The sequence below is a fragment of the Marivirga lumbricoides genome, from assembly GCF_014636295.1.
GTDB lineage: Bacteria > Bacteroidota > Bacteroidia > Cytophagales > Cyclobacteriaceae > Marivirga > Marivirga lumbricoides.
Map to the genome: position 1 here is coordinate 63560 of NZ_BMEC01000014.1, position 22506 is coordinate 86065.

A 22506-nucleotide genomic window follows, 5' to 3' on the forward strand; every position below is an offset into this window, starting at 1 on the left:
CCCACTAAATTCAACCACTACAAATAATCGGCAAGTATTATTTTACCAGACAATTCCTCAAAACCTATCCCATAAACTCTCTTAGTCAATATTATCCTCATCACCTGAAATTTCTATACTTACTTTAAAATTCTGCTAAAACGCTCACGATAGGCCTGGACTGAGTATGCTTTCGCAGGAACGCCATTTTTATTATTTGCAATCTACAATTAGATTGTGCAATGGGTAATCATGCCTTACTGACCATCAGGGACACACCATTGATTCCTGTATAATTTTGTCTAATAGGCTGGGTTTAATCGAACTGGGGCACTAAAATAAAAGTTTCTCCAACACATCGCCCACAAAACAGGCTACTGTAGCTGCTAAAGCCCCAAGAAGTAAGGTTTCAATAACACTTTTAAAAACATAGAATCATTTGAAGGAAGTTAAATACTCTCTTCTTAGGTTTCCTTTTTCATCTATTTCTGAATCAGTAAGGGTTTTCATAAAAGCAATAATAGCATCTATTTCACTCTCAGAAAGGCTTAAAGAATCAAATGGTAAGGTTTGATGAGGTAAATCAAAACCCATTCCTCCACCACCTCCATTATTGTAGAAATCCATCACCTCATTAAGATCTGCATAAACCCCGTTGTGCATATAAGGCGCAGTAAGCTCTGCATTTCTCACTGTGGGCGTCTTGAACATCCCCTTATGTAAATCCTCTTTATAAAAAGAATAAAAACCGTAATCACTGTCTAATTTCTTGTTTTCGGCTGTGGCAGGAACTCCAATAACTTCTTTTTCTGTATCCTGATAAAAAGGAGGCACTGTTCCATTCATTAAAGGCACAAAGTGGCAGGTGGCACATAATGCTTTCCCCATGTAAAGCCTCATTCCCTGTTTTTCCTGCTCTGTAAAGGTGGATTCTTCATTCCTCATATTCCTATCGAACTTAGAATTGAAAGAATTGAGAGTAGCCACATATGAGGAAATGGCCTTAATAATATCATTATTGCTACGTGGCGTCTTACCTATTTGCTCAAAAAGATTCTTATAAGCTACATCTTCTAAAATTTCATTAGAAATTTCATGCACTGTAGTATTATATTCTCTTTTATCAGTAAACACATTGGTAATCTGACTTTCCAACGTACCAGACCTTCCATCCCAAAAGAAAGATTTATTGAATACACTATTAATCAATGTGGGAGCATTTCTTAATACAGGTTTCCCATCATTTCCCAGGGAAGTTTTAAGACCATCAGTAAAAGCCTTCTCGGGCTGATGGCAGCTTACACAAGCTAAATCTCCACTTTTGGAAATGCGCGGATCATAAAACAATTTTTCACCTAACATAATGCTGATTGAGTCCGCACCCCTGTTGTTAGGGCTCTCAAAGTACTTAACATTGAACGTACTATTTTCAAAAAAAGTAGGAGCCGTAAAATTGAGTGGCTTGTAATCTAATGGTTCCCATAGGCCGGAAGTAGCATTGAGTTGAGCCCAGCTTCTGGTGATAGGATTAAAATACTCTCTGATGAACTCATATCTATCAAACCTATTAAAGTCAGGTGAATTTTTGAGGTAGCTGATAGCCTTGTTTAACCTTTCTTTTATGTCCTGATCAAGTTTCTTGTTGTTTACTGCTTCACTGATACCTATTTCATAAACTTCAAGAAAACTTTGTAACGAGAGAGCAGATTCTTCTATTCCTTTAAGCGTGGTGGGCGTGTCGAATCCCGTAATACCGAGTGCCAATACACGCAGTAACTGTTCATGAGCAGCAATAAAAAACCTTTGTGGGGTTAACTCCCTCTCCTTTACATTCTTTAATAAGTTGTTCATGTAGCCGCTTGTAATATAAATCTGGTAGGATAAAGCCGCTTGATCTAATGAATCCGCATAAACAGTTTCCGCTATAGTTTGGTAGCCTACAGGTGGTACCACTTTTCCGTTATCCTCTTTAAATATAGGAAGTGGCGGACCATTCACCCGCGTACCTGACTCAGGACTAAGATATGCAGCATAAGATTCTGCAACCTTGAAGTTATTTTTGGAGAGATGAAAATATTTTCTTGCAGTAGAAGGTTCAGAGGATTGGGATAAAGAATCCATATAAGCCACTGCTTTTTCAAGATGGTCAGTATAGTATTCTTGGATACTGACAAAATCAGCTTTTCCAACATTTCCAACATTATGTTTTGGTTGGCAGGCCGTAACTAACAGAAAAAGAAATAAAGGAAAAAGTAATGAGTGCATAGCATTGACGAGAAAAAGCAGGCCCTAAAAGAGCCTGCTAAAAATTAAATAACTATTTAAAATTATCTTGGTAAACCTTGAAGTATCACTATTTGAGATCCTTGCGCATCTTCTCCTCCTCCTTTTGTGGCCATACCAGTTATATCATGTCCATCTATAGATTTAAATTTTTCGCTAACCCAATAATGAGGTTGCACTGACAGCATAAAAGTATTTGGCACCCCTATTTTATCTGAAATATCAATCAACGCACCAAACTCTCCTGAATGACTTATATTTTTATTAGGCGATAAATCTGCTCTTTCAACTAATTCCAATACTACTCTAGGATTATTTCCATTTAGATCAGATTGATAGATATAAGAAGCATGGTTTCTTGAGAAAGAATTAGGATCTTCTTGCGTATAGATGAAATTCTCAGTTACACAGATGTTATCAGGGCTTTGTAGTATAGACAAGTTACCATCCTTATTATTTGTATCGGTATTACCGCTAATGATCTGCGTCATAGTTCCAGTTAAAGGAGAGTCTTCAGCTAATTCCAATTTATAAACTGTTCCCCAATCATTGTAAGTTCCAGCTCCGGGACCTCTACCTGTTACGGCAAAGTATACAATTCTCCCTGCCTCAGGAGATCCTTTCCCGTAATCAACATCTTCTACTCTCATAAATTGGAAAGCATTTGCCTCTATAGATGCATCTTCCATTTCATCTTTAGTCATAGCCGCACCATTCTCTATTTTTACAAATTCCATTTCGTAAGATTCACCAAAAGCCAAATCCCCTTCATTCAAAGATTCTGTAGCGTCTTTCTTTTTAAGAACATAAATATCTCCTCCTTGTAAATCAGCATCACCACCTTCTGAATAATAAAGTGTTAATTGCCCCTCAGATCCACTCGAGTCATCGTCCCCTCCAACAATAACGGTTTTGCCAGGATAAGCATTTTGCGGTAATGGAACTGCATTTTCCCATGAGAATTCACCTAAAGCATCTAAGCCAAAGTCTCCATCCACATCAGGAGACATAAAGGGATCTATACCTTTCACATCATAATGATAGTTTTCTGATGCTGACAAGAACAAATCATTGAATCCTCCATGTATAGCTGCTTCCCACATAGTACCTGAACACTGTCTTGCATAATCAGCCACAGATGAATTCAGCATGTAATCACCTTGAATAGGTGTGAAGTTTTTATCCATGATGATTCTCGCAACAGAATAATGATCTTCCAAATTTACCATGAAATAGTAGTCATCTCCGTTTTTTACCAAACCCGAACCATCAGCTGATCCACCCATTCTAAATAATTCGCCTGATCCTGTCTCTAAAGTGTCGGAAGAGCTTATTAATGAAAATGCTTTCACAAAATTAAATTGTGGACTAAGTGCTACGAGAGGCTCAAGGTTTGATTTATTGGTAAAAATCATTGTATCCCCAACATTATTAATAATAATAGTTGTATCATTATTATTAGTTACAACAATGGTGGTATCATTGTTAATCACCTGCGTTACTTCGGTAATTTCTTCTGTTGTACAGCTGCTGATTACTCCCGCCAGTAAACAGAAAACCATTAAGGCTCCGGTTGCATTTTTTAAGTTCATTTGATTTGGTTTTTTAGTTGTTTATTTGAGTACCAAATCTGAATAAAAACCGGTAAGATTACATTTTTTATCGATTAAGCTTTCATTATTTAAGATATAAAGCCAATGTTACCTTTCTTAATCTGATTTTAATATAAATATTAATACAGTTACCTATATACTTATATAATCTATAAAATTATTGGTACGAGAAATCCAAAACATAGGAAAAACTGCAAAAATAAGCAACAAACACTATTTAGAATACTTCTAAGTGGTTAAGAAATAGTAAACTAGCTTTGAAAACTTATTAAGTCAATATTTACTCCATCTTCATAAGGCATTTATTCAAAAATGACAGAGGGGTATTGATATTGATTTTAGACAAAAAAAAGAGGTTGTCTTTCTCAAGACAACCTCTTTCATATAAATAGAAATGAATTCTTAATTCAATACGAATCTAATTGGAATTACTCTCTGCGAACGAACAGCACGTCCTCTCTGCTTACCAGGATTCCATTTAGGTGCATTTTTCACAACTTCAACAGCTACTTCATCACATCCTCCGCCAATTCCTTTTACTGCAGTAACATCTGTTAAGGAACCATCCTTCTCAATTACGAACTGTACGTAAACTACACCTTCAATACCCATTCTCTGAGCCTGACGCGGATATTTATCAGCTAATTGCTTACCCACATAATCATAAAAAGCCTGAATACCTCCTTGAGGTTCTGCTTGCTGCTCAACAATGGTAAAAACTTTATCAACTTCCTCTTCACCCGGATCCTCCTCAAAAATCATTTCTTCAATTTGAGTATCCTCTGTCATTTCCAAATCAAGGTCGATATCTATTTCTTCTTCTATCTCTTCTTCATCAGGAATTTCTACAATTTCAGGAAGTTGGACTTTTGGCGGTGGTGGTGGTGGCTGCTCCGTTGGTGGTATTTCCATTATCTCTTCCATATCAGCATCCAACGCACCAAGATCCATTGCCGGACCTTCGTCATAGGACTTGTATTCAAAGGCAGCAAAAATCAAAGAAAGCGAAATCACTAATCCTAACATTAGGAATAGTGTCGACTTCTTATTAATGTCTGCCTTAGGATTCTTTTTTAGTTCCATATTTGACAAATGTTTAGAATAGTAAAACTATTATATCTTTAATTAAATTCCAATTTAATAAAAAGCTTTTATTTCTAAAGAATATTTAAGCTTTATATATTAAATAAAAAACTCCCCAACCTGCAAGCGCACCTAAACAATTAGCTACTAAATCTGCCAACTCAAGGCTTCTTTCCGGTATAAAGGCCTGCCCTATTTCTATAAGTAAACCGTATACAAAACTCACAAGTACTGCAAAAAGTTCAGCACGGTACCTTAGTGCCCTAAAAGTGTATTGCTTCGAGAAACCTACAATTAGCAAAAAACTTAACACCACAAATACTGTAAAGTGGGCTGCCTTATCAAAATTGATAACATCCCAAATATCCGTGGCGGGCATGGATTTTCCCGGAGCAAGGCCTAAAAGTAGAATAAGCAAGACCCACAGGAATGCAAACAGGTTATACCTGAAAAACATATTTATTCGCCTATCAGCTCCTTATAAGCTTCAGCGGAAAGCAAGTTGCCAGTAGCTCCGGAATCGGACAATTTGATTTTGATCATCCATCCTTTTCCATAAGGATCTTCATTTACAGATTCCGGACTATCCTCTAATGCTTCATTAAATTCAAGTACAGTTCCTGTAACTGGCATAAACAAATCTGAAACCGTTTTTACTGCTTCAACTGTTCCAAAAACCTCTCCCTCTTCTATTGTTTCATCAATAGTTTCTACCTCAACATATACAATATCACCTAACTCACGCTGTGCAAAATCAGTAACACCAATATAAGCTTCCTCTCCTTCTATTCGCACCCACTCATGGTCTTTAGTATATTTCAAATTTTCAGGTATATTCATAGTAACTAGTTTGTTTTGATTTTTATTAAATGCTTAAATTTTTCCCAAAAATACATTCTTTTTTCGGATGCAAAAATAATTATTGCAATCCGAACCTAACTTGCACACCAAAGGAAGTATTAGTGGTTGGAAAAGAGTTTTGTACGCGCGGTTCATTGAAGCTTCTCTGGTAATAAAAATTCAAGTTCAGCTTTTCACTTACAGTATAATTCACTGTGGGTCTAATCTGATAATTAATGTTTCCATCAACCAGTACATTTCTGTCATCATCAACAGATCGCTGTACTACTTCTGTATCTCTTATAGTAATACTCAATTGCATAGTAAGATCATTTTTAAGCGCAACAGTTCTGCCTTTCACCTTAAATGGTAATTTGAAGGAAGGATCTGTAAAACCTATATCAACTACCACATCATTACTTCTCTGATCTGTAAGTTGGGAGGTTTCAGTACTTAATGCGAGATTTCTCTCCTTTTTATATTCCAGCTTAGCGGTAAATCTGCCTTTGGTACGAAGATTCACACCAATTAAAGGTGAAAACCTTTCTGATAGTAAAACCTGACCAATATTATACACAGGAAGGTAGAAACCACTATCAGAAACAATACTAGGGAACGGGTAATCCTCAATATTACTATTTAGACTCAGGTCTGAATTTTCAAGTGTATAGCGCCCATTATTGATAAAGTTAGTTACACTAAAATTGGCATTGTATGCATGACTTAGCGTAACAGAAGGAAAGATTTTCTTTATTGCTTTAATATTAGACAGCCCCTTGTAATCTACCCTCCAGTTAGGCAGTGGGATTTTAGGAAAAGGATTTAAGGAAACTTCATTGACATCAGTATCGGTATAAGCCGCTAAAAATGCAGGAATTAACACGTCTTGCTGGTTGATGAGGTACTCACCATTTTGATAAGGATTGGCTTCAGAAAGCCTGGCTCTGATCTGCTCCCTATTTTGCCTGAACTGTTCAAAAAGAGGTGAGTTGTCCTGACTGGTTTCTACAAATGCAGTTTTAATCAGGTTATAACTTACACTATAGTTCCCACTCCTTGTAGGAGTGAGACTCACGAAAGCATCGGCATCTTCACTGTATTTGAATAGCTCAGTATAATTTTCATTAATTACCCTATTGAAATCAATCTGCACGGTTAAGTCTTTCATTGGCTCAAGCATTGCCTTCAGTTCCAATGTTTTCACAATCGATTGTGCAAATGGAGTAGTCTGAGATTCTGACCTGGCCAGGTAGTTATCATTTGCCAGTTCATACCTTATTGAGGGGTCCTGGCTACCTAAAATAAATGGAAGGCCCGGAGCTGCAAAAGAGGAGTCCATACCAAATAGATAAGCTCGCTTTCTAAAGCCAGGTAAAAGGGTTCCACTCCTCTCGGAATAACTACCTGTTACATTTTTTAGCGACATCAATAATTTTAAGAAGCCCTTGACTACACCGGCACCCGGTTGGTTCCAGGTAGTATCAACCTGGTTAGCCCGTAACCTTGGAGGGTTATTGATGCTATTAAGAATTTTTACTTTATTGTAAAGTTTATTCATGTCCAGACGGGATGTCAGTCCCCACTCGCTGCTATTCTGGATCACATGGCCTAAAGTATCAATCTGATTTAAGGAGCCGGAAGTCCAATTAAAATCTACTTTATAACGTGCATCAGCCGTTATCCAATCAGTAAATGGAATTTTGTTAAGTGGAATGCTGTAGCCCGCCACGATACTCTGGTCAAAATTCTTCATCCTGCCCAGATTACTCAAATTTGTTAAGATAGAATCCCGCTTTGCCTCAGTGTTTATCTCTCCTTCTTCTTCATCAACTATTGCAAATGCTCTGGCGGTGTAATTAAGATTGAGGTTTTGAGTTAAATTCCATGCTAAGTTATAAGAACGTGCTAATGTAAAACTTTTCTCATACTGGGCTTGAATACCTTCCGTTGTCAATCTATCATTTCTTAGCTGCGTTTTTACAAAACTTCTATTAATATCTCCCCTGAAGCTAAATGTACTGGGTAAAGGATTAAAATTGATGTCCTTTACTAATTTAAGGTAAGGTGATTGCAGAAATTTTACTGACTCCAAGGGCACTATACTGGCGTTAGGAAAAGCATATGTATATCCTATTGCTCCTTTATAATTTCTTGTTTCATATGCTGCTGTTTGCAGGTTACTTCTTGTAATATCATTGTATGCGTAAGTAAAGTCAAAATTGGAAATGGCTATTGGCAATACAATTTTATCTGCTTCTTTTCTTTCTTTACGGACATTGGTGAAGTTAATACTTCTCCTTTCCTCCTGGTCAATTACTATCTGCCTGTATGCTTCTCTTTCCTCGGCATCTTCGAAGCCAGCTAAGGCCGCTGAAAGAGGAATATCCGGATCACGAGGGTCATAAAAAGGAGTGGCTGTAAAAGTTTGATACCCTACATACATTGGGATTTTAATTCCTGATTCCTCCTTAAAGAATTTTCCCAGGCTTACATTAGCTGATAAATCAAAACCCAGTGAGCTCTCTCTTGTCCTTTGCGAAATATTTTGTTCAATTCCTCCAAAACCTACTGAAGTATATCTTGTGCTGGCGGTAACATTAGCAAAGTCAGCTAGCTTAGTATTCACGGTTGCGTTGGCAGCCCAGCCGGAAGTCTGATCAAAATCTGTAACCCTCATTTCATTGGCCCAAATACATATATCTTTCGACACAGAGCTTCCTCCCTGAGGATTTCTTATACCTATCATAATCGTTTGAAGTGAGCTCATATCCGGTCTACCTCTTACAGTAAGCGTATATTTTTCAAACTCCTCTGAGTAAGGAAGCAGAACATTCTGTATGCCTGAGGCTGCCTCCATTCTGTTTCTACTTGATTTCAACTGATAAAGTCTATTAAAAGCGATATCTATTTCGTTCGCTTGGGGCCATATTTCACTTGGGTCAGTGGTTTGGTAAGGCGTAATTTTTAATGGAAGCTCTATTTCATAGTAGTTATCGTCAAAATCTGTACCCAAACGAACAAATGCAGTTAATTCATCATCATTGGCGTTTGGGCTTTGCGCATGCAAAAACATTTTGAGTCGACCATAATTTACTAAATCAAAATTTACATTTTTAAATGCTGCTACAGCTTTTCCATCTTCAAAGTCGTCTATACACAGCTGTAGAGATTGTTCGTTCTGTCTTATCAGGTTAGCGGGAGAAGAAACATCCTGATCTCTCTGGAATCCGGGAGGCAACACGTAAGGTACTTTTCCAGGACCATTTTCTGAATTAGCTTCAATATTTACAGCTGAAACCACCAAATTGCTCACCTTAGCCTCAGGTGTTTCTGAAATTCCGCTCTTTGCCAGCGATCCTTCATATTTTCTCCATTGAGACCCCACCAATCTAAAATCGGCCATTCTTAAAACTACCGGTTGCTCAAAGTCTGTTAAAATTGTGCGGACATATCTGATAGTTTTAAACCCTTGAATATCTCCCTGGGTACGGGTAGGATTTCTTACAGGAATTCGAAATAAATACCATTTCACGCCTCCTTCATCCTCAGCTACAGCTTCATCAACAATGAGTGGGTTAGTAGAAACATTCAGTTGATCTTTCGTCAAGTTGATTTCATACTCGTAAAATTCTTCCAGATCAGTAATGGTTCTATCATTATTAACATCCTCGCTGTCAGGATAACGACTACCGGAAGGATTAAAATTCAGGTTAGCTGATGGTCCGGGTGTATTTCCTTCAGGGTTATTGAAATTTTTATACCTTTCCAACAAGGGGGCCTGTCTGCTATCAAATTCATCTCCCAGGAAATACCTGAAATTATCTGCTGATGGATCGTTTAGGATTTGTTGCCTTGCCTCCGGTGTTAACACAGGGTTTGAATTGACTTCACTAATAAATTCACTGTAAAAGTCAGCTTCCTCATCATTTCGCACACCATCTAAACCAACATCCTGATTAGCTCTGGCACCCGCTTCGTTAGAAAAAACATCTGTAATTGGTGCATTGCTTGGCACACGAGCCACCTCAGTGATATCTACCTCACTTACATTATTATAATCTGCAGGCAAACCATTCTCGTAAGAAAGTTGTCCATCTTTTAATACGTCTTCTGAAACGCTACCTAAGTTAAAATAAAGCTTACCTCCTGTTGTATTATTGGTAGGATTAGCCGAACCGTCATCCACAACCCCTCTTGGTGTTTCTATAAAAGGATCTAACAACCAGAATTCTATATATTCAATGTTATTTTTATCAAAGTCAACCTCAGAAGTAATGGCTTTAGTGATACCGGCCCAGTTTGATTTAGGATTTTTAAGCTTCCCTTCACTGGTTAAATCTGCATTAAAATTATATATCCCTCTTTCTTCAGGAAAATAAGCTAAATCGAAAGTAGGCAGTAAATTCACACCTATATTTCTATCCCTGTTTTTGTAAATTTCCTGAATCACTACATTTCTGGCATAGTGGTTTTCCAAGGCCTCGTCTGTTAGATCAGGTACATTTTGCCCGTTTTCCCTGTAAAATATATTATCTATTGTATACCATGCCAGTTTTGCTCTTTTTTTATTTTCTGCAAACTTACCTGTTCCTAAATATCTGTTATCCGTAGTGGCAGGCGTAGCTGAAATTTTCCAGCTATTAATATCACCTCCCAGATTGTTCACAGTTATCGACTGCTCAAAGTCCTCAATATAGGATGTACCTTCTCCATTTACTACATTTGAAGTTCCCGGAATCATTTGAGCAAACTCTCCTCTAAAAGTAAGAATTGAGGGTTCTTTGGTATCAATAAATGGAATTAGATCCACCATTTTGGTAAGAAAAGGCATTTCATCACTATAATTAATATCTATCCCCCATTTGGTATTGTTTGTGGGTTCCGAACCAATACTGTACCTGGAAACACCTAAAGGTCTTTGAGTATGACGCAAAACAGTAGCACCAAAATTAATTTTATCACTTAAAATATAATCAAAACGTGTACCTACAAGGGTTCTGGATTGAAAACTAAATAAATCTGCTTTCTCAAATGTGATGTTGATATTTCTGCCGGAACTTAATATCCCCTGATTTAAGATAATTACCCGGCCCAAATTATAGTCAACCCGATAGTCTAGCCCTTCCTGCAAAGGTGTACCTCCTGAACTTACCCGTACAGAGTTGGGAGCAATATTAATCCCTGGTAAAGCAATTTCAGTTGAGGATCCGCTTTGGTATTGCCCCTTAATAAAAAATTTATCTTTTGAAGTAAGCTGCTGCGCTTCGTTTTTAGTGGATTCATATAAAGTATTAAACACATACTTTCCTCTAAAAGTCTGTTCATCCTGCCGAAACAAATTACTTAAATCTTCTCCGAAGGGCTCAAGAATAGGAAATATAATTTTCCCCTCTTCCTCATTAATTGTTACCCCCGGAACATAGTCAAAGTTTCCATCTGGCTGGGGGTCTCCGTTCTGGTTAAGGCTATCGAGGTTGAAAAGGCGGAGTAAGGGAATATCCTGCAAAGAACTTTCATGTAAGCTAGGGTTATCCTGGCCTGTTCTGTCATCCCTGTAAATGATCCTTAATTGAAAGCCTTCCTGAGAGATTTGGTTACCATTAAGATTGTAGATGTTCTTCATCATCAAATCCCAGGTGGGGGCATCCACATTAATTTTAGAAGGCCTCAATAATTTTAAAATAGCTACCTGGTCATCTGGCCTATTTCCATAATTTTCAGCCAGTTCTCCCACCTGGTAAAGCGTGCCATTATAACTATATTCATAAGCCACAGCCAGCATCTCATCATTCTGAAGCTGCCTCCTTAAACTAATATACCCTAATTGCTTATTAATAGTAAACTCGGTAGCGTCAAGCTTTCTGGCCACGTTTATAGCTTCGTAGTCCACAGTTCTTGCCAGTGAAGGGTTTATAGTTTCAATTGAAGATACAAAGCTGTTATAATCTTTATTAAATGGTTGTAATTGATCCCATAACCTGTTCGCATCATTATCCGTGGGGCTATTGACAGGAACTGAAGGCAGCAGAAACCCCTCTTTATTAATATTATTAGGGTTGGTTTCACCTAAATCCATGAATGCTGCCACACTTCTAAGTGCATTAGTATTTTGTGTCCTGTTAATCACATATACTTCTACTCTCCTTATGTCCAATCCGGAAGTTATTCTGGGAAGCCCTTTAAGCCATTGCTCATAATTGTCCCTGAAAAAATGCCCCAGGAAAAAATGTCTGTTTTCATCATAATCTGAAGCTCTTACATCAAACTCCTGCCTCTGAGCGCCACCTTCCACGCTAATTGTTTCAGATTTACCTCTTTGAGTAGATGCCACACTTGTCACAAATAAATGCCCAAATTGAAGCTGTGTCTTAATCCCGAATAAGTTTTGAGCACCTGTGATAAGTGTATTATTTACAGGCATGCTTACATTACCTATCTCAATCTTCTTTATAATTTCTTCCTCATAACCGGTATATTCTACCTTAAGGTCATTTTGAAAGTCAAAAGAGTTGTTGTTGGCAAAATTTGCAGTAACAGCAAGTTTTTCACCCACCTTACCTACAGCATTCATATTAATTTGCTGATCAAATTCAAAGCTGGAGTAACGTTGTTGCTGAACAGGAATATTAGGATTTTCATTTTTTGTAAACCTGCCACCAAAATCAAGCGTCACAAAACCATTAGGAATAATCTGCACATAGCTACCTCCAAAAAGCCTATCAAACATAGGACTTACATATAAAGGTGGTATAAGTTGTCTCCCGCTTACAGCACTTTCACCATCCAGGCCCAACGAACGTTCCCGCCAGTAATCATTTAAAATCTTTTCATCCTGATACTGAGAAAATTCTTCAAAACTCATTGAAGTAGTAGGCCTGTAATTTACATCGCCTATCTTTTCATAAATAGTATAATTCAGTCCTGTATCAATTTCCACATCAAGGCTTAGTGCTGCAGGGTCACCTAATTGCAGAGGGCTCTGACCCTGATTGCTGGAAAAAGGATCCCCATACCTGTCTTGAAATTGGAAGGTAGGTCTTTTACTGGGTTTATAGTTTTTTACGCTATCGGTTTTTATGCTATCCTTGGGAACGGAATCCTTTTCCTGCTGATTTTTTTCCTGAACCTGCTGAAACAAGAAAGCATTAAACTCGTATGAAGTAGCATAAAGGTGTGCCCCATCGGTAACTAAACCGACAAAAAGTAAGGCTGAACATAAAAGAAAACGGATCCCTTTACTTAACAATGTATCAATAGATTTTAGGCTGATTTTAAGGCTTGCTTTATTAATTCCTCCAATGTAATGTTTTCGCCATTTTTCTCCAAAATGTTATTGATAACTTTTTCGGCAGAAGTTTTTGCAAAACCTAAATTTAACAATGCTGATAACGCTTCATTTCGCTTGCTATTGTTCAAGCCTGAAGATGTGTTGGAAGAATCTAAAATTAACCCCTCTTTTTTGTACTTATCTTTTAATTCCAAAATTACCCGTTGAGCTGTTTTAGCTCCAATACCTTTAATCGCCTGAATTTGCTTTACATTTTCAGCTACAATCGCAGATTTTATTTCCATAGGATTCATTGCAGATAACATTCCTAAAGCTGTAGAAGGTCCAATTCCTGAAATTCCTATTAAATCAAGAAAGGTGGAACGCTCCGCTTGCTCATGAAAACCATACAGGGTTTGGGAGTCTTCTTTTACATGGAAATGAGTTAAAACCAATGCCTCCTTCTGTTTTTTAAAAGCGTCATAAGTGGAAAGAGGAATATTGACATGATACCCAACGCCACCCACCTCTATAATAAGGTAAGTGGCTTCAAGGTTAACAATTTCTCCTTTTAAGTATGAAATCATAAATTATTATCTGTGAATTGATTTTGTGCATCTACCACGGAAATAGCCACCATATTTACTATTTCTCGTACTGAGCTACCTAATTGTAAAATATGAACCGGCTTGTTCATTCCCAATAAAATTGGACCTATAGCTTCTGCGTTACCCAGTTCCATTAGTAATTTATAAGCAATATTACCGGAAGCCAAATTAGGAAATATAAAAGTATTAGCACCTTTTTCCGCTAATTCACTAAAAGGATAAGTCTCCTGAAGCAATTGCGTGTCTACAGCAATATTTGCCTGAATATCTCCATCAATTATTAACTCCGGCCATCTTTCTTTAGCAATCTGCCTTGCTTTCGCAGTCTTCTCTGGTATTTCTCCTTTGCTTGATCCAAAATTGGAATAAGATAACATTGCCATTCGAGGTTCTATTCCAAAGAATTTAGCGCCTCTTGCTGTTAAACCAATAATTTCCACCAGCTCCTCTACAGTAGGATTAGTATTAACAGTGGTGTCAGAAAAGAAGTAAGTTCCTTTTTTTGTAGAAAGAATATACATTCCTGCTACTCTTTTACCAGGCTCGGCACCAATTATTTCCAAAGCAGGCCTGATGGTTCGTGGATAATCTTTGGTAAGGCCGGAAATCATCGCATCTGCTTCACCATTTTCCACCATCATACTACCAAAGTAGTTCCTGTCTCTCATAAGCTTTTCTGCTTCATAAAGAGTTACGCCTTTACGTTTTCTTTTCTCGTATAGCTTCTCTGAATATGCTTTACGTCTTTCTGCACTTTCGAAAATATCAATAATTTCACTTTCTCCAATATCCAGGTGATGTGCTTCTACCAATTCCTGAATTTTTTGTCTGTTCCCTAACAGGATTGGTGTGGCTACACCTTCATCAATTACCATTTGAGCAGCTTTCAAAATCTTGGCATTATCAGCTTCAGCAAACACAACCCTCTTTGGATCTTTCTTAGCCTTACTGATGATCCTGTTCATCAGTTTTTGATCTACCCCTAGCCTTTTCTGCAACTCGACATCATACTGCGCCCAGTCAGTAACCATCGTTTTTGCGACTCCTGAATCGATTGCTGCCCTGGCAACTGCCGGAGAAATTGTAGTTATTAATCGAGGGTCCAGTGGTTTAGGAATTAAGTACTCTTTTCCAAAAACAATTCGCTGATCCTGATAAGCCTTGTTAATCAGTTCAGGTACAGGTTGTTTAGCCAAACTGGCAATTGCGTAGGCAGCAGCTAATTTCATTTCTTCATTAATGGCTGTAGCACGCACGTCCAAAGCTCCACGGAAAATGTAAGGAAAACCTATCACATTATTCACCTGGTTAGGATGGTCGGAGCGACCTGTTGCCATGATAATATCTTCCCTTGCATCCATTGCTTCCTGATAGGGTATTTCCGGATCCGGATTAGCCAGCGCAAATACTATAGGATTATTAGCCATAGCAAGTATGTGTTCTTTGCCTATGACATTGGCTGCAGAAAGGCCCAAAAACACATCAGCTCCCTTCATAGCATCCATCATGGTCTTTACATCTTTTCTCTCTGATGCAAACAAAGCTCTGTTTTCATCCAGGTCATCTCTATCTACAGAGATAAATCCTTGCCTGTCAAACATCAAAATGTTTTCCTTCTTCAACCCTAATGATTGATAAAGCTTAGTGCAGGAAATAGCTGCTGCCCCTGCCCCACTTACAACTAATTTCACTTCAGAAATATCTTTCCCCACTAATTCCAGTGCATTTATAAGTGCAGCACTGGAAATAATGGCTGTACCATGCTGGTCATCGTGCATTACAGGAATGTTCATTCGCTTCTTTAGTTCCTTCTCAATGACAAAGCATTCCGGTGCTTTAATATCTTCCAGATTAATTCCTCCAAAAGTAGGCTCCAGTGACTGAATTATTTCTATCAGTTTTTTAGGATCTGACTCCTGTATTTCAATATCAAAAACATCTATGCCGGCAAACTTTTTGAAAAGCACACCTTTTCCTTCCATTACAGGTTTTGAGGCATCAGGACCAATATTTCCTAAACCTAAAACTGCTGTACCGTTGGATATAACTCCTACTAAATTACCTTTAGCTGTATATTTATAGGCATTTTCTTTATCCTTTTCTATTTCTTTACAAGGTTCAGCAACCCCTGGAGAATAGGCTAAGGCCAGATCATTCTGAGAGCTCAGCATTTTGGTTGGAACAACTTCTATCTTTCCTGGTGTACCCTGACTATGGTAGTTGAGGGCATCTTCTCTTCGAATTTTTTTGGACATAATTTATTTACTTCAACAAAATTTCAATATAAAAATAAGATAATAATCAGGTGAATAATAAGGAATCCGGAATTAGTAAAGAATAAATGGAGATGATTACTACTTATGGTTAGATTAATACCACGAAGTAATGGATTTTCAGTATTCCCTTAAGAAAATTAATTCAAATATATTAGCTGCATTTATTTAATAGGGAGAAGCAATACTTTTTTTGCTAACATCAAAATTATAAAACGCAGCTAAATTTAATAGTCTATTAATTAATCGTTGATTGTGTCCGGAATATCTACAGTACCAAGAATAGCCTTAATAGCTCTCATCGGCTCTCTTTTATCTTCACCCGGGTTATCGAGATAACCTTCCACATAGTAAAGCTTTCCAGTTGTCTCATTGGCAAATAAGTAGCCTATAAATGCTCCACCTCTTGAATTATCTGAATATTTCCAAAGTCCTTTTGCACGTAAAGCGTAATTCCCGTTCAGGTTTACCGTATCAATTACCAGCTCCAATTCATCCTGAGTTGTAAGAAAGAGAGAGTCATTATCAAGATCGGTAATGTATTTTCTACCCAACTGGTTTCTTATCTCTTTTAGATTTTCAGGATCAAAAGCAGCTTCATCCTGGAAAGGCATTTCAGCTACCCAGAAATTATATTCTTCTTTGGCATCAAGTTTTCTGATCCATGCAAAATTCTCCTTCTTAATTGCTAAATCATATCCGAAGGGAATAAGCATGTCTATACCTAGACTATCAGCAAGATAGTTCATGATGCCTTTGGAAGGGCTCTGTTTTAGGTTTTTCACTAATCTTTCTTCTTCCACCAGATTGAAAAACTGTTGAACTCTTTCTCTGTTTTCTTGAATATTCTCAATTAGTTCTTGCTCATTTCTTCCAAAAAGGTAAAGAACTTCCTGCCCTTTCGCATAAACATCTTCCTGATTGAAGGAGAAAATTTCAGGATTATTCTTTATCTGCTGTAAAGAGTTATCAGTAAAATACCTCTTCATTTGCTGACCCTCACCGGAATTATTATCCAGCGTGGCAACAAACATTAAATTCTTAGAAGCTTTTAAAAGTGTATTGAATTCACTCGGATTTACTCTTCGCAAATCATAAATAGGTTCATCCTGGGGAATTGCTTCTACATTCTCAGTATAAATCTCCCTGATGAGGTCACCCAAGGGGCCATTCCATATTTCGGGAGCCATTACCAGAATAATTTCCCCAAATTCCCCTCTTGCATTCTGCATGGTAGCTTTTCCATCTGATTTACCATCAGAATCGCAAGAAGCAAAAATGGAAATACACAATAGCAAAAAGAAGGTATTTTGAATTTTCTTGATTAGTTGCACGATGATTTAGTTTGAGTTTTTAAATTAAAAACCGGGTTCCATTAACTAATTTTAAGAATTTGACCCGGCTTTATTGAATTTCCTTCCAAATTATTAAGTTTTTTCAACTTTTCAATCGTTAAATCGTCAAACTTTCTCGAAATATCCCATAATGTATCGCCAGGCTGCACATGGTAAGTTCCATCCTTTGTAGCTATCTGTTTATTTTGCGATTGATTGGCTGCAGAAATTTGCTTATTCACTTTATCATAATAATCATCAGCCACCCAAATATTTAAAGACTGCCCTATTTTAATCATAGAACCTGACATTCTGTTCCATGTTCTTAAATCAGCAACTTTCACATCGTACCTATCTGCAATTTTACCCAACACATCCCCAGATTTAACTTTGTACACCAGCTTTTGCCTTCCATGGGTGCTACCTGGCAGTTGTAAAGCCTCTTTTTCCCATTGCTCTTCGCCCTGTGATGCTACAGTTAAAATAGCAGGTTTATTTTTTACCAATAAATCTTTATGGTGCACAGGAACTCTTAGAGGATAAATATTACTTCCGGCAGAAATAGCTCCTCTTTTCAACTCAGGGTTCAGATCTTCCAGCGTTTCCAAACAAATATCTACATGCTCAGCGAATGCAGGTAGATTAACAAATCCAGTAACGTGTAATGTATCATACTCCGGAAGAAAGTAGTTTTCATCTACAAACATGTTATGCTCCTCCATATAATTCATGCTATAGGCAATGGCTATAAATTGGGGTACGTATGAACGTGTTTCTCTTAAAAGGTAGGGATATACCTCCCAGAAAGTTCTTTTATAACCACTCTTTCTGATCGCTTTTCTAATATTTCCCGGACCGGAATTGTAAGCCGCCAGTGCCATGTGCCAGTCATTATCAAAATACTTATACAGAAAACTAAGGTATCTACATGCAGCGATGGTGGCCTTTTCCATGTCCATTTTCTCATCGTAATACCAGTTTTCATTCAATCCGTAATCCAGTCTGCCTGTAAGAGGCATAAATTGCCAAAGACCAACCGCTCCGGCTCTTGAACGTGCTTTAGGATTTAAACCTGATTCAACAATGGAAAGGTATTTTAATTCATCAGGGAGACCGTACTCTTTGAGATACCGCTCAATCATTGGAAAGTATTTAGATTGCAAAGCTGCTACACTTTTTGTGTACTCCCTGTTTCTAACCGTAAAATAATCAATAAATGATTTTACGGTATTATTATATGTAAGAGGTATTTCTCCTTCTATACAGCTTAATCTATCTTCCACCAATTCACCAGGTACATCCGGGATATACTCATATTGAAAAGGTGAAATCTCTATCTCGATTCTGGTAGTATCCATTCTACTTTCAAGAATATCTTCCTGAAAAGCAAACACAGAAGTATTTGCAAAAAACACCAAAGCCATTAATCCTGTGAGATTTTTACTATAGTTAAGCATATTTTAAGCCTCCATTAAATACTTTGAAAACGCGAATAGTTCACTTTCTTTGAAAACATCAGTCATAATCTGCAAGCCTATTGGCATATTATTGTTATCCACCCCATTAGGGATAGAGATAGCAGGAATACCGCTTACATTAGCCTGAACCGTAAAAACATCGGCAAGATACATCTCAGCAGGGTTTTCCGTATGAGAGTTTAAAGGAAAAGCCGTTGTAGGAGTTGTAGGTAGAATAATGAAATCATATTCAGACAATATCTTTCTTGTTTCATCTTGAATGATTCTCCTCACCTTTTGAGCCTTGGTGTAATAAGCATCAAAATAACTGGCACTTAGTACAAATGTACCCAGCATAATCCTTCTTTTAACTTCTTCACCAAAGCCCTGTGACCTTGACAGCTTGTACATACTTTCCAGGTTATAAGCTTCAGGAGCCCGAAAACCATATTTCACACCATCGAAACGAGATAAATTAGAACTCGCTTCAGCTGTTGTAAGTATATAATAAGTAGCTAAAAGGTAATCCAGATGTTGAAAGTCTACTTCCTCTACCTGATGTCCTTCTTTTTTTAAAAAGTCCAGTTTGGCTATGGTTTTTTCTTTTATCTCTACTTGAAGGCTTTCTCCTTGAATAGTTTCTCTGATATAAGCAACTTTTGCCTTTCTTTTAAAACTCAGATGTTGTGAATAATCTGGAACAGTCTCGCCGGAAACAGTGCTATCATTATCATCAGCACCGGCAATTACAGATAAAATCAGTGCATTATCTTCAATATTGTTAGAGAAAATGCCAATGCAATCAAAAGAAGAGGCATAAGCTATTAATCCATAGCGGGAAACACGAGAATAAGTAGGCTTTAATCCAACTACTCCACAAAAAGCTGCCGGTTGCCGGACAGATCCTCCTGTATCAGTACCTAATGCGGCCATACAAAGCCCTGCCTGTACCGATACCGCAGATGCTCCTGATGACCCTCCGGGAACCCGTGAGTTATCAGCTGCATTTAGTGTTGGTCCGAAAGCAGAATTCTCATTGGTAGAACCCATTGCAAATTCATCGCAATTTTGCATACCAATAATAAGAGCGTCTTCATTCAGAAGACGCTGCACTGCCGTACCTGTAAATTGGGATTCAAAACCTTCAAGAATTTTACTTCCTGCTCTCGCTTTGTGATCTTTAAGCACCAGCACATCTTTAATGCCGATTACCAGGCCGTAAAGCTTACCTAAAGGTTTATTAGTCTGTATTTTATGATCAATTTGTTTCGCTTTCAGCAGTGCTTCCTCCCGGTAAACATCCAGAAAAACATTGAGGTGTTTATTTTCATCAATCCTGTTAAGATAATGAAGAACTACCTCCTCAAGAGTTATAGTTTTTTGGCTCAGGCTTTCCTGCAGGAACTTTAAACTGCTGTACGATTCCAAAATTATTATTCTTTTGTAGTAGTATCAGTCTTAGCTGCTCTGCCACCTTCTTCTATCTCATCTTTTATTTCAGTGGTGGCATCTTTAAATTCACGAATCCCTCTTCCTAAACCTCTTGCCAGCTCAGGAATTTTCTTGGCTCCAAAGAATATTAAAATTACCAACATGATAAGCAGGATTTCCCATCCGCCTAATCCACCTAAAAATGCAAATACTGTGTTCATTGCTTTTAATTTAATAATGTAAGTGTAAAGTTAAATAATAATCCAGTGCATAACCAACCACTTGTAAGAAATAGCAAAAGATTGTTTGTGTGTAATACAAAACAAGGAAAATTAGTTCATTTACTACTTTTTAAACAGCCACATTTCCGGATTTAATTTCTTATTATTTTTCCACACCTGAAACTGTACCTCAGAGGTACCATCTTTATCGGTGTATACAATCCCAAGTGCTTGCTTTGCTGTTATTTTATCTCCTTGTTTTACTTTAACAGATTTCAGTTTGGCGTAAACTGTGAAATACTCTCCGTGCTGTACCATTACCACATTATTCATACTAGGCACAAAAGCAACATATTTCACCTCTCCATCAAATACTGCCCTCACCTCTTCATTTGTATTGGTCTGGATATCAACCCCATCGTTATTAATAGAGATATTTTTATACAGAGGGTGAGGATGTGTACCAAATTTTTGTGAAATAAAACCAGCACCAACAGGCCAGAAAAGTTTGCTCTGATTTCCTTCGAAAGAAGAGGAAAGCTCCTTAGCCTCAGGCGTTAAAGCAAATTTTGTTGAAGATGTTCCTTTCGAACTTTTTTCAATTTCCTTTTTAATAAGGCTGGCTATTACTTTTTCCAGATTCTCTACAGCATCTTTGCGGTTTTCAATTTCATTTTTAACCTCTTTCTCTCTCTTACTCAGTTGAGCTACAACATTACTCTGTTCTACTTTAAGCTTATTCAGCTCCCTGTTTCTGCTGATCTGCTCCTGTAAAAGTTCACTTTTTTCCATCCTAATCTGCTCAACAGACTCCTGCTGACCAATTAAGAGTTCCTTGATTACTTCAATCTGTTCCGCCTGGTTTCTGCGCACTTTTGCGTAGTACTCCATATGCTTCAAGCGCATAAACATTTGATAAAATGAGGAGGAAGCAAACACGTAAGCCATTTTACTTAAGGATTGGTTACTTTTTTGAGTAGCGTACAACATTGCAGCATACTCCTTCTTCATTTGTTCCAGATCTCGCTCCATAGAACTTACAATGCCACCAATTTCATTGATCTGTTGATTTAATAAATTGATTTCATTTGAAATGGAGTTAGTTACGGATTGTTGTGCTTCTATTTTATAATTAAGTGCATTTAGCTGCCCTAAAGTGGCCTGTTTCTGGGAAGTGGTCTGATTCAGTATCTTCTCAGCCTGTTCAATTTTCTGCAGGTTTTCTTTTTTCTCTTTCTCAAGATCAGCCCTCGATTTTTGGCCATAAGCACCAAAAAAGGTTAAAAAGGACAGGCTAAGGAGTAATAAAAGCTTATTATTAGTCATATTTACTAGAAACACTAAAAGGGAAAGAAAGCGGGCTAGAGCCAACATCTACTTTTGAGTGGCTTAGCTCTACAGTGGTAATTTCAGCACCTTTACTGGTTTTACTTAAAACTGTAACCAGGCTTTGAAATGGGAAAGCCTGTCCGGAAACGGTAGTAAAATCATCAAACACCATTTTCATATCACTTCCATCAGGCAATTCTTTCACACGGATGGTACTCACCTTCCTCAATTTCTCATCTGCGGAAGTCTGAATTGCAAACCGTTGCCTTTGTTGTTCAATGAGAAGCTCTCCCTTCTTTTTTGAGAATTTATCTTTAGAAGTAAAGTCCAACACCTGGTTTCCTAAAATAAGGGATTGAACCATCTGGAAACTCACTTCAAAATTAAGCATCTCGCTTAAAGTCTTATAATTGTAACGATGAACTTCCTTATTCACTCTATCCAGAAACACGATAGTATCCTTATTGATAAACCCTCTGGCTGCTTCTATGCCAAATATCGGTGAAATAGACACCCAAATGATACTGTCTTTTTTCATCCGGATGACGGCTGCAGAGCTCAGGCTTTTATCTTCAGATTCAAATTTTATTTTTGACTTGGTCTGGAGGTACTCAAAATCAAACTCTTCTAAACCATATTCCTTTTCAATGGTAGAAACAGGTAAAGACTTTCTTCCACATGACAGTGCAATAAATGTGATAAGCAGTAATGTTAAATACTTTATTTTATTCATGTGTATAATTTGTTTTTATGTTAATGACTTTACCGACTGAACGGTGTAGATTCTA

The 22506-nt window shown here is 37.5% G+C and carries 14 protein-coding genes; all 14 read right to left on the reverse strand.

The genetic code is table 11. The features are described from left to right. Nucleotides 1-414 precede the first annotated feature (414 nt). Complete coding sequence (locus IEV85_RS19845; RefSeq protein WP_229712665.1) at nt 415-2244, reverse strand: cytochrome-c peroxidase; 1830 nt, start codon at nt 2242-2244, stop codon at nt 415-417. A gap of 62 nt (nt 2245-2306) precedes the next feature. Beyond that, a complete protein-coding gene (locus tag IEV85_RS19850; protein ID WP_188466809.1) occupies nt 2307-3854 on the reverse strand; it encodes a PhoX family protein in 1548 nt (515 codons plus the stop codon). Nucleotides 3855-4277: 423 nt separating this feature from the next. Then, entirely contained in the window at nt 4278-4958 is a 681-nt protein-coding gene (locus IEV85_RS19855) for an energy transducer TonB (RefSeq protein ID WP_188466811.1), read from the reverse strand. 85 nt (nt 4959-5043) lie between these two features. Next, nucleotides 5044-5415, reverse strand: a complete 372-nt coding sequence (locus IEV85_RS19860; RefSeq protein ID WP_188466813.1) for a VanZ family protein — start codon at nt 5413-5415, stop codon at nt 5044-5046. Nucleotides 5416-5417: 2 nt separating this feature from the next. Further along, entirely contained in the window at nt 5418-5798 is a 381-nt protein-coding gene (gcvH, locus tag IEV85_RS19865) for a glycine cleavage system protein GcvH (RefSeq protein ID WP_188466815.1), read from the reverse strand. 79 nt (nt 5799-5877) lie between these two features. Next, on the reverse strand, nt 5878-13044 hold the full coding sequence (gene sov, locus IEV85_RS19870) for a T9SS outer membrane translocon Sov/SprA (RefSeq protein ID WP_188466817.1): 7167 nt from the start codon (nt 13042-13044) through the stop codon (nt 5878-5880). A gap of 14 nt (nt 13045-13058) precedes the next feature. Beyond that, the gene (gene ruvA / locus IEV85_RS19875) at nt 13059-13652 is read right to left on the reverse strand and encodes a Holliday junction branch migration protein RuvA (protein ID WP_188466818.1); all 594 of its coding nucleotides are present in this window, start codon (nt 13650-13652) and stop codon (nt 13059-13061) included. Further along, nucleotides 13649-15928: an NADP-dependent malic enzyme gene (locus IEV85_RS19880; RefSeq protein WP_188466820.1), complete on the reverse strand. Its 2280-nt coding sequence runs from the start codon at nt 15926-15928 to the stop codon at nt 13649-13651. The genes ruvA and IEV85_RS19880 overlap by 4 nt, the downstream gene beginning before the upstream one ends. A gap of 260 nt (nt 15929-16188) precedes the next feature. After that, nucleotides 16189-17280 (reverse strand): DUF4837 family protein, encoded by a 1092-nt coding sequence (locus IEV85_RS19885; protein WP_188466826.1) that lies wholly within the window; start codon nt 17278-17280, stop codon nt 16189-16191. 41 nt (nt 17281-17321) lie between these two features. Next, complete coding sequence (locus tag IEV85_RS19890; RefSeq protein WP_188466828.1) at nt 17322-18737, reverse strand: lytic transglycosylase domain-containing protein; 1416 nt, start codon at nt 18735-18737, stop codon at nt 17322-17324. Nucleotides 18738-18740: 3 nt separating this feature from the next. Further along, nucleotides 18741-20165, reverse strand: coding sequence for an Asp-tRNA(Asn)/Glu-tRNA(Gln) amidotransferase subunit GatA (gene gatA, locus IEV85_RS19895; RefSeq protein ID WP_188466831.1), 1425 nt, complete (start codon nt 20163-20165; stop codon nt 18741-18743). Nucleotides 20166-20170: 5 nt separating this feature from the next. Continuing rightward, the gene (locus tag IEV85_RS19900; protein ID WP_188466833.1) at nt 20171-20389 is read right to left on the reverse strand and encodes a Sec-independent protein translocase subunit TatA/TatB; all 219 of its coding nucleotides are present in this window, start codon (nt 20387-20389) and stop codon (nt 20171-20173) included. Nucleotides 20390-20512: 123 nt separating this feature from the next. After that, nucleotides 20513-21715 carry a murein hydrolase activator EnvC family protein gene (locus tag IEV85_RS19905; protein ID WP_229712666.1) on the reverse strand — a complete coding sequence of 401 codons (1203 nt, stop codon included), beginning with the start codon at nt 21713-21715 and terminating at the stop codon, nt 20513-20515. Beyond that, entirely contained in the window at nt 21708-22451 is a 744-nt protein-coding gene (gene lolB1, locus IEV85_RS19910) for a lipoprotein insertase outer membrane protein LolB1 (protein WP_188466837.1), read from the reverse strand. Before lolB1 ends, IEV85_RS19905 begins: the two co-directional genes overlap by 8 nt. Nucleotides 22452-22506 lie beyond the last annotated feature (55 nt).

What these genes read in the sequence shown, in the direction of transcription:
- IEV85_RS19845 (WP_229712665.1), bottom strand. Translation starts at nt 2,244, where the DNA reads ATGCACTCATTACTTTTTCCTTTATTTCTTTTTCTGTTAGTTACGGCC.
- IEV85_RS19850 (WP_188466809.1), bottom strand. Translation starts at nt 3,854, where the DNA reads ATGAACTTAAAAAATGCAACCGGAGCCTTAATGGTTTTCTGTTTACTG.
- IEV85_RS19855 (WP_188466811.1), bottom strand. Translation starts at nt 4,958, where the DNA reads ATGGAACTAAAAAAGAATCCTAAGGCAGACATTAATAAGAAGTCGACA.
- IEV85_RS19860 (WP_188466813.1), bottom strand. Translation starts at nt 5,415, where the DNA reads ATGTTTTTCAGGTATAACCTGTTTGCATTCCTGTGGGTCTTGCTTATT.
- gcvH (WP_188466815.1), bottom strand. Translation starts at nt 5,798, where the DNA reads ATGAATATACCTGAAAATTTGAAATATACTAAAGACCATGAGTGGGTG.
- ruvA (WP_188466818.1), bottom strand. Translation starts at nt 13,652, where the DNA reads ATGATTTCATACTTAAAAGGAGAAATTGTTAACCTTGAAGCCACTTAC.
- IEV85_RS19880 (WP_188466820.1), bottom strand. Translation starts at nt 15,928, where the DNA reads ATGTCCAAAAAAATTCGAAGAGAAGATGCCCTCAACTACCATAGTCAG.
- IEV85_RS19890 (WP_188466828.1), bottom strand. Translation starts at nt 18,737, where the DNA reads ATGCTTAACTATAGTAAAAATCTCACAGGATTAATGGCTTTGGTGTTT.
- IEV85_RS19900 (WP_188466833.1), bottom strand. Translation starts at nt 20,389, where the DNA reads ATGAACACAGTATTTGCATTTTTAGGTGGATTAGGCGGATGGGAAATC.
- IEV85_RS19905 (WP_229712666.1), bottom strand. Translation starts at nt 21,715, where the DNA reads ATGACTAATAATAAGCTTTTATTACTCCTTAGCCTGTCCTTTTTAACC.
- lolB1 (WP_188466837.1), bottom strand. Translation starts at nt 22,451, where the DNA reads ATGAATAAAATAAAGTATTTAACATTACTGCTTATCACATTTATTGCA.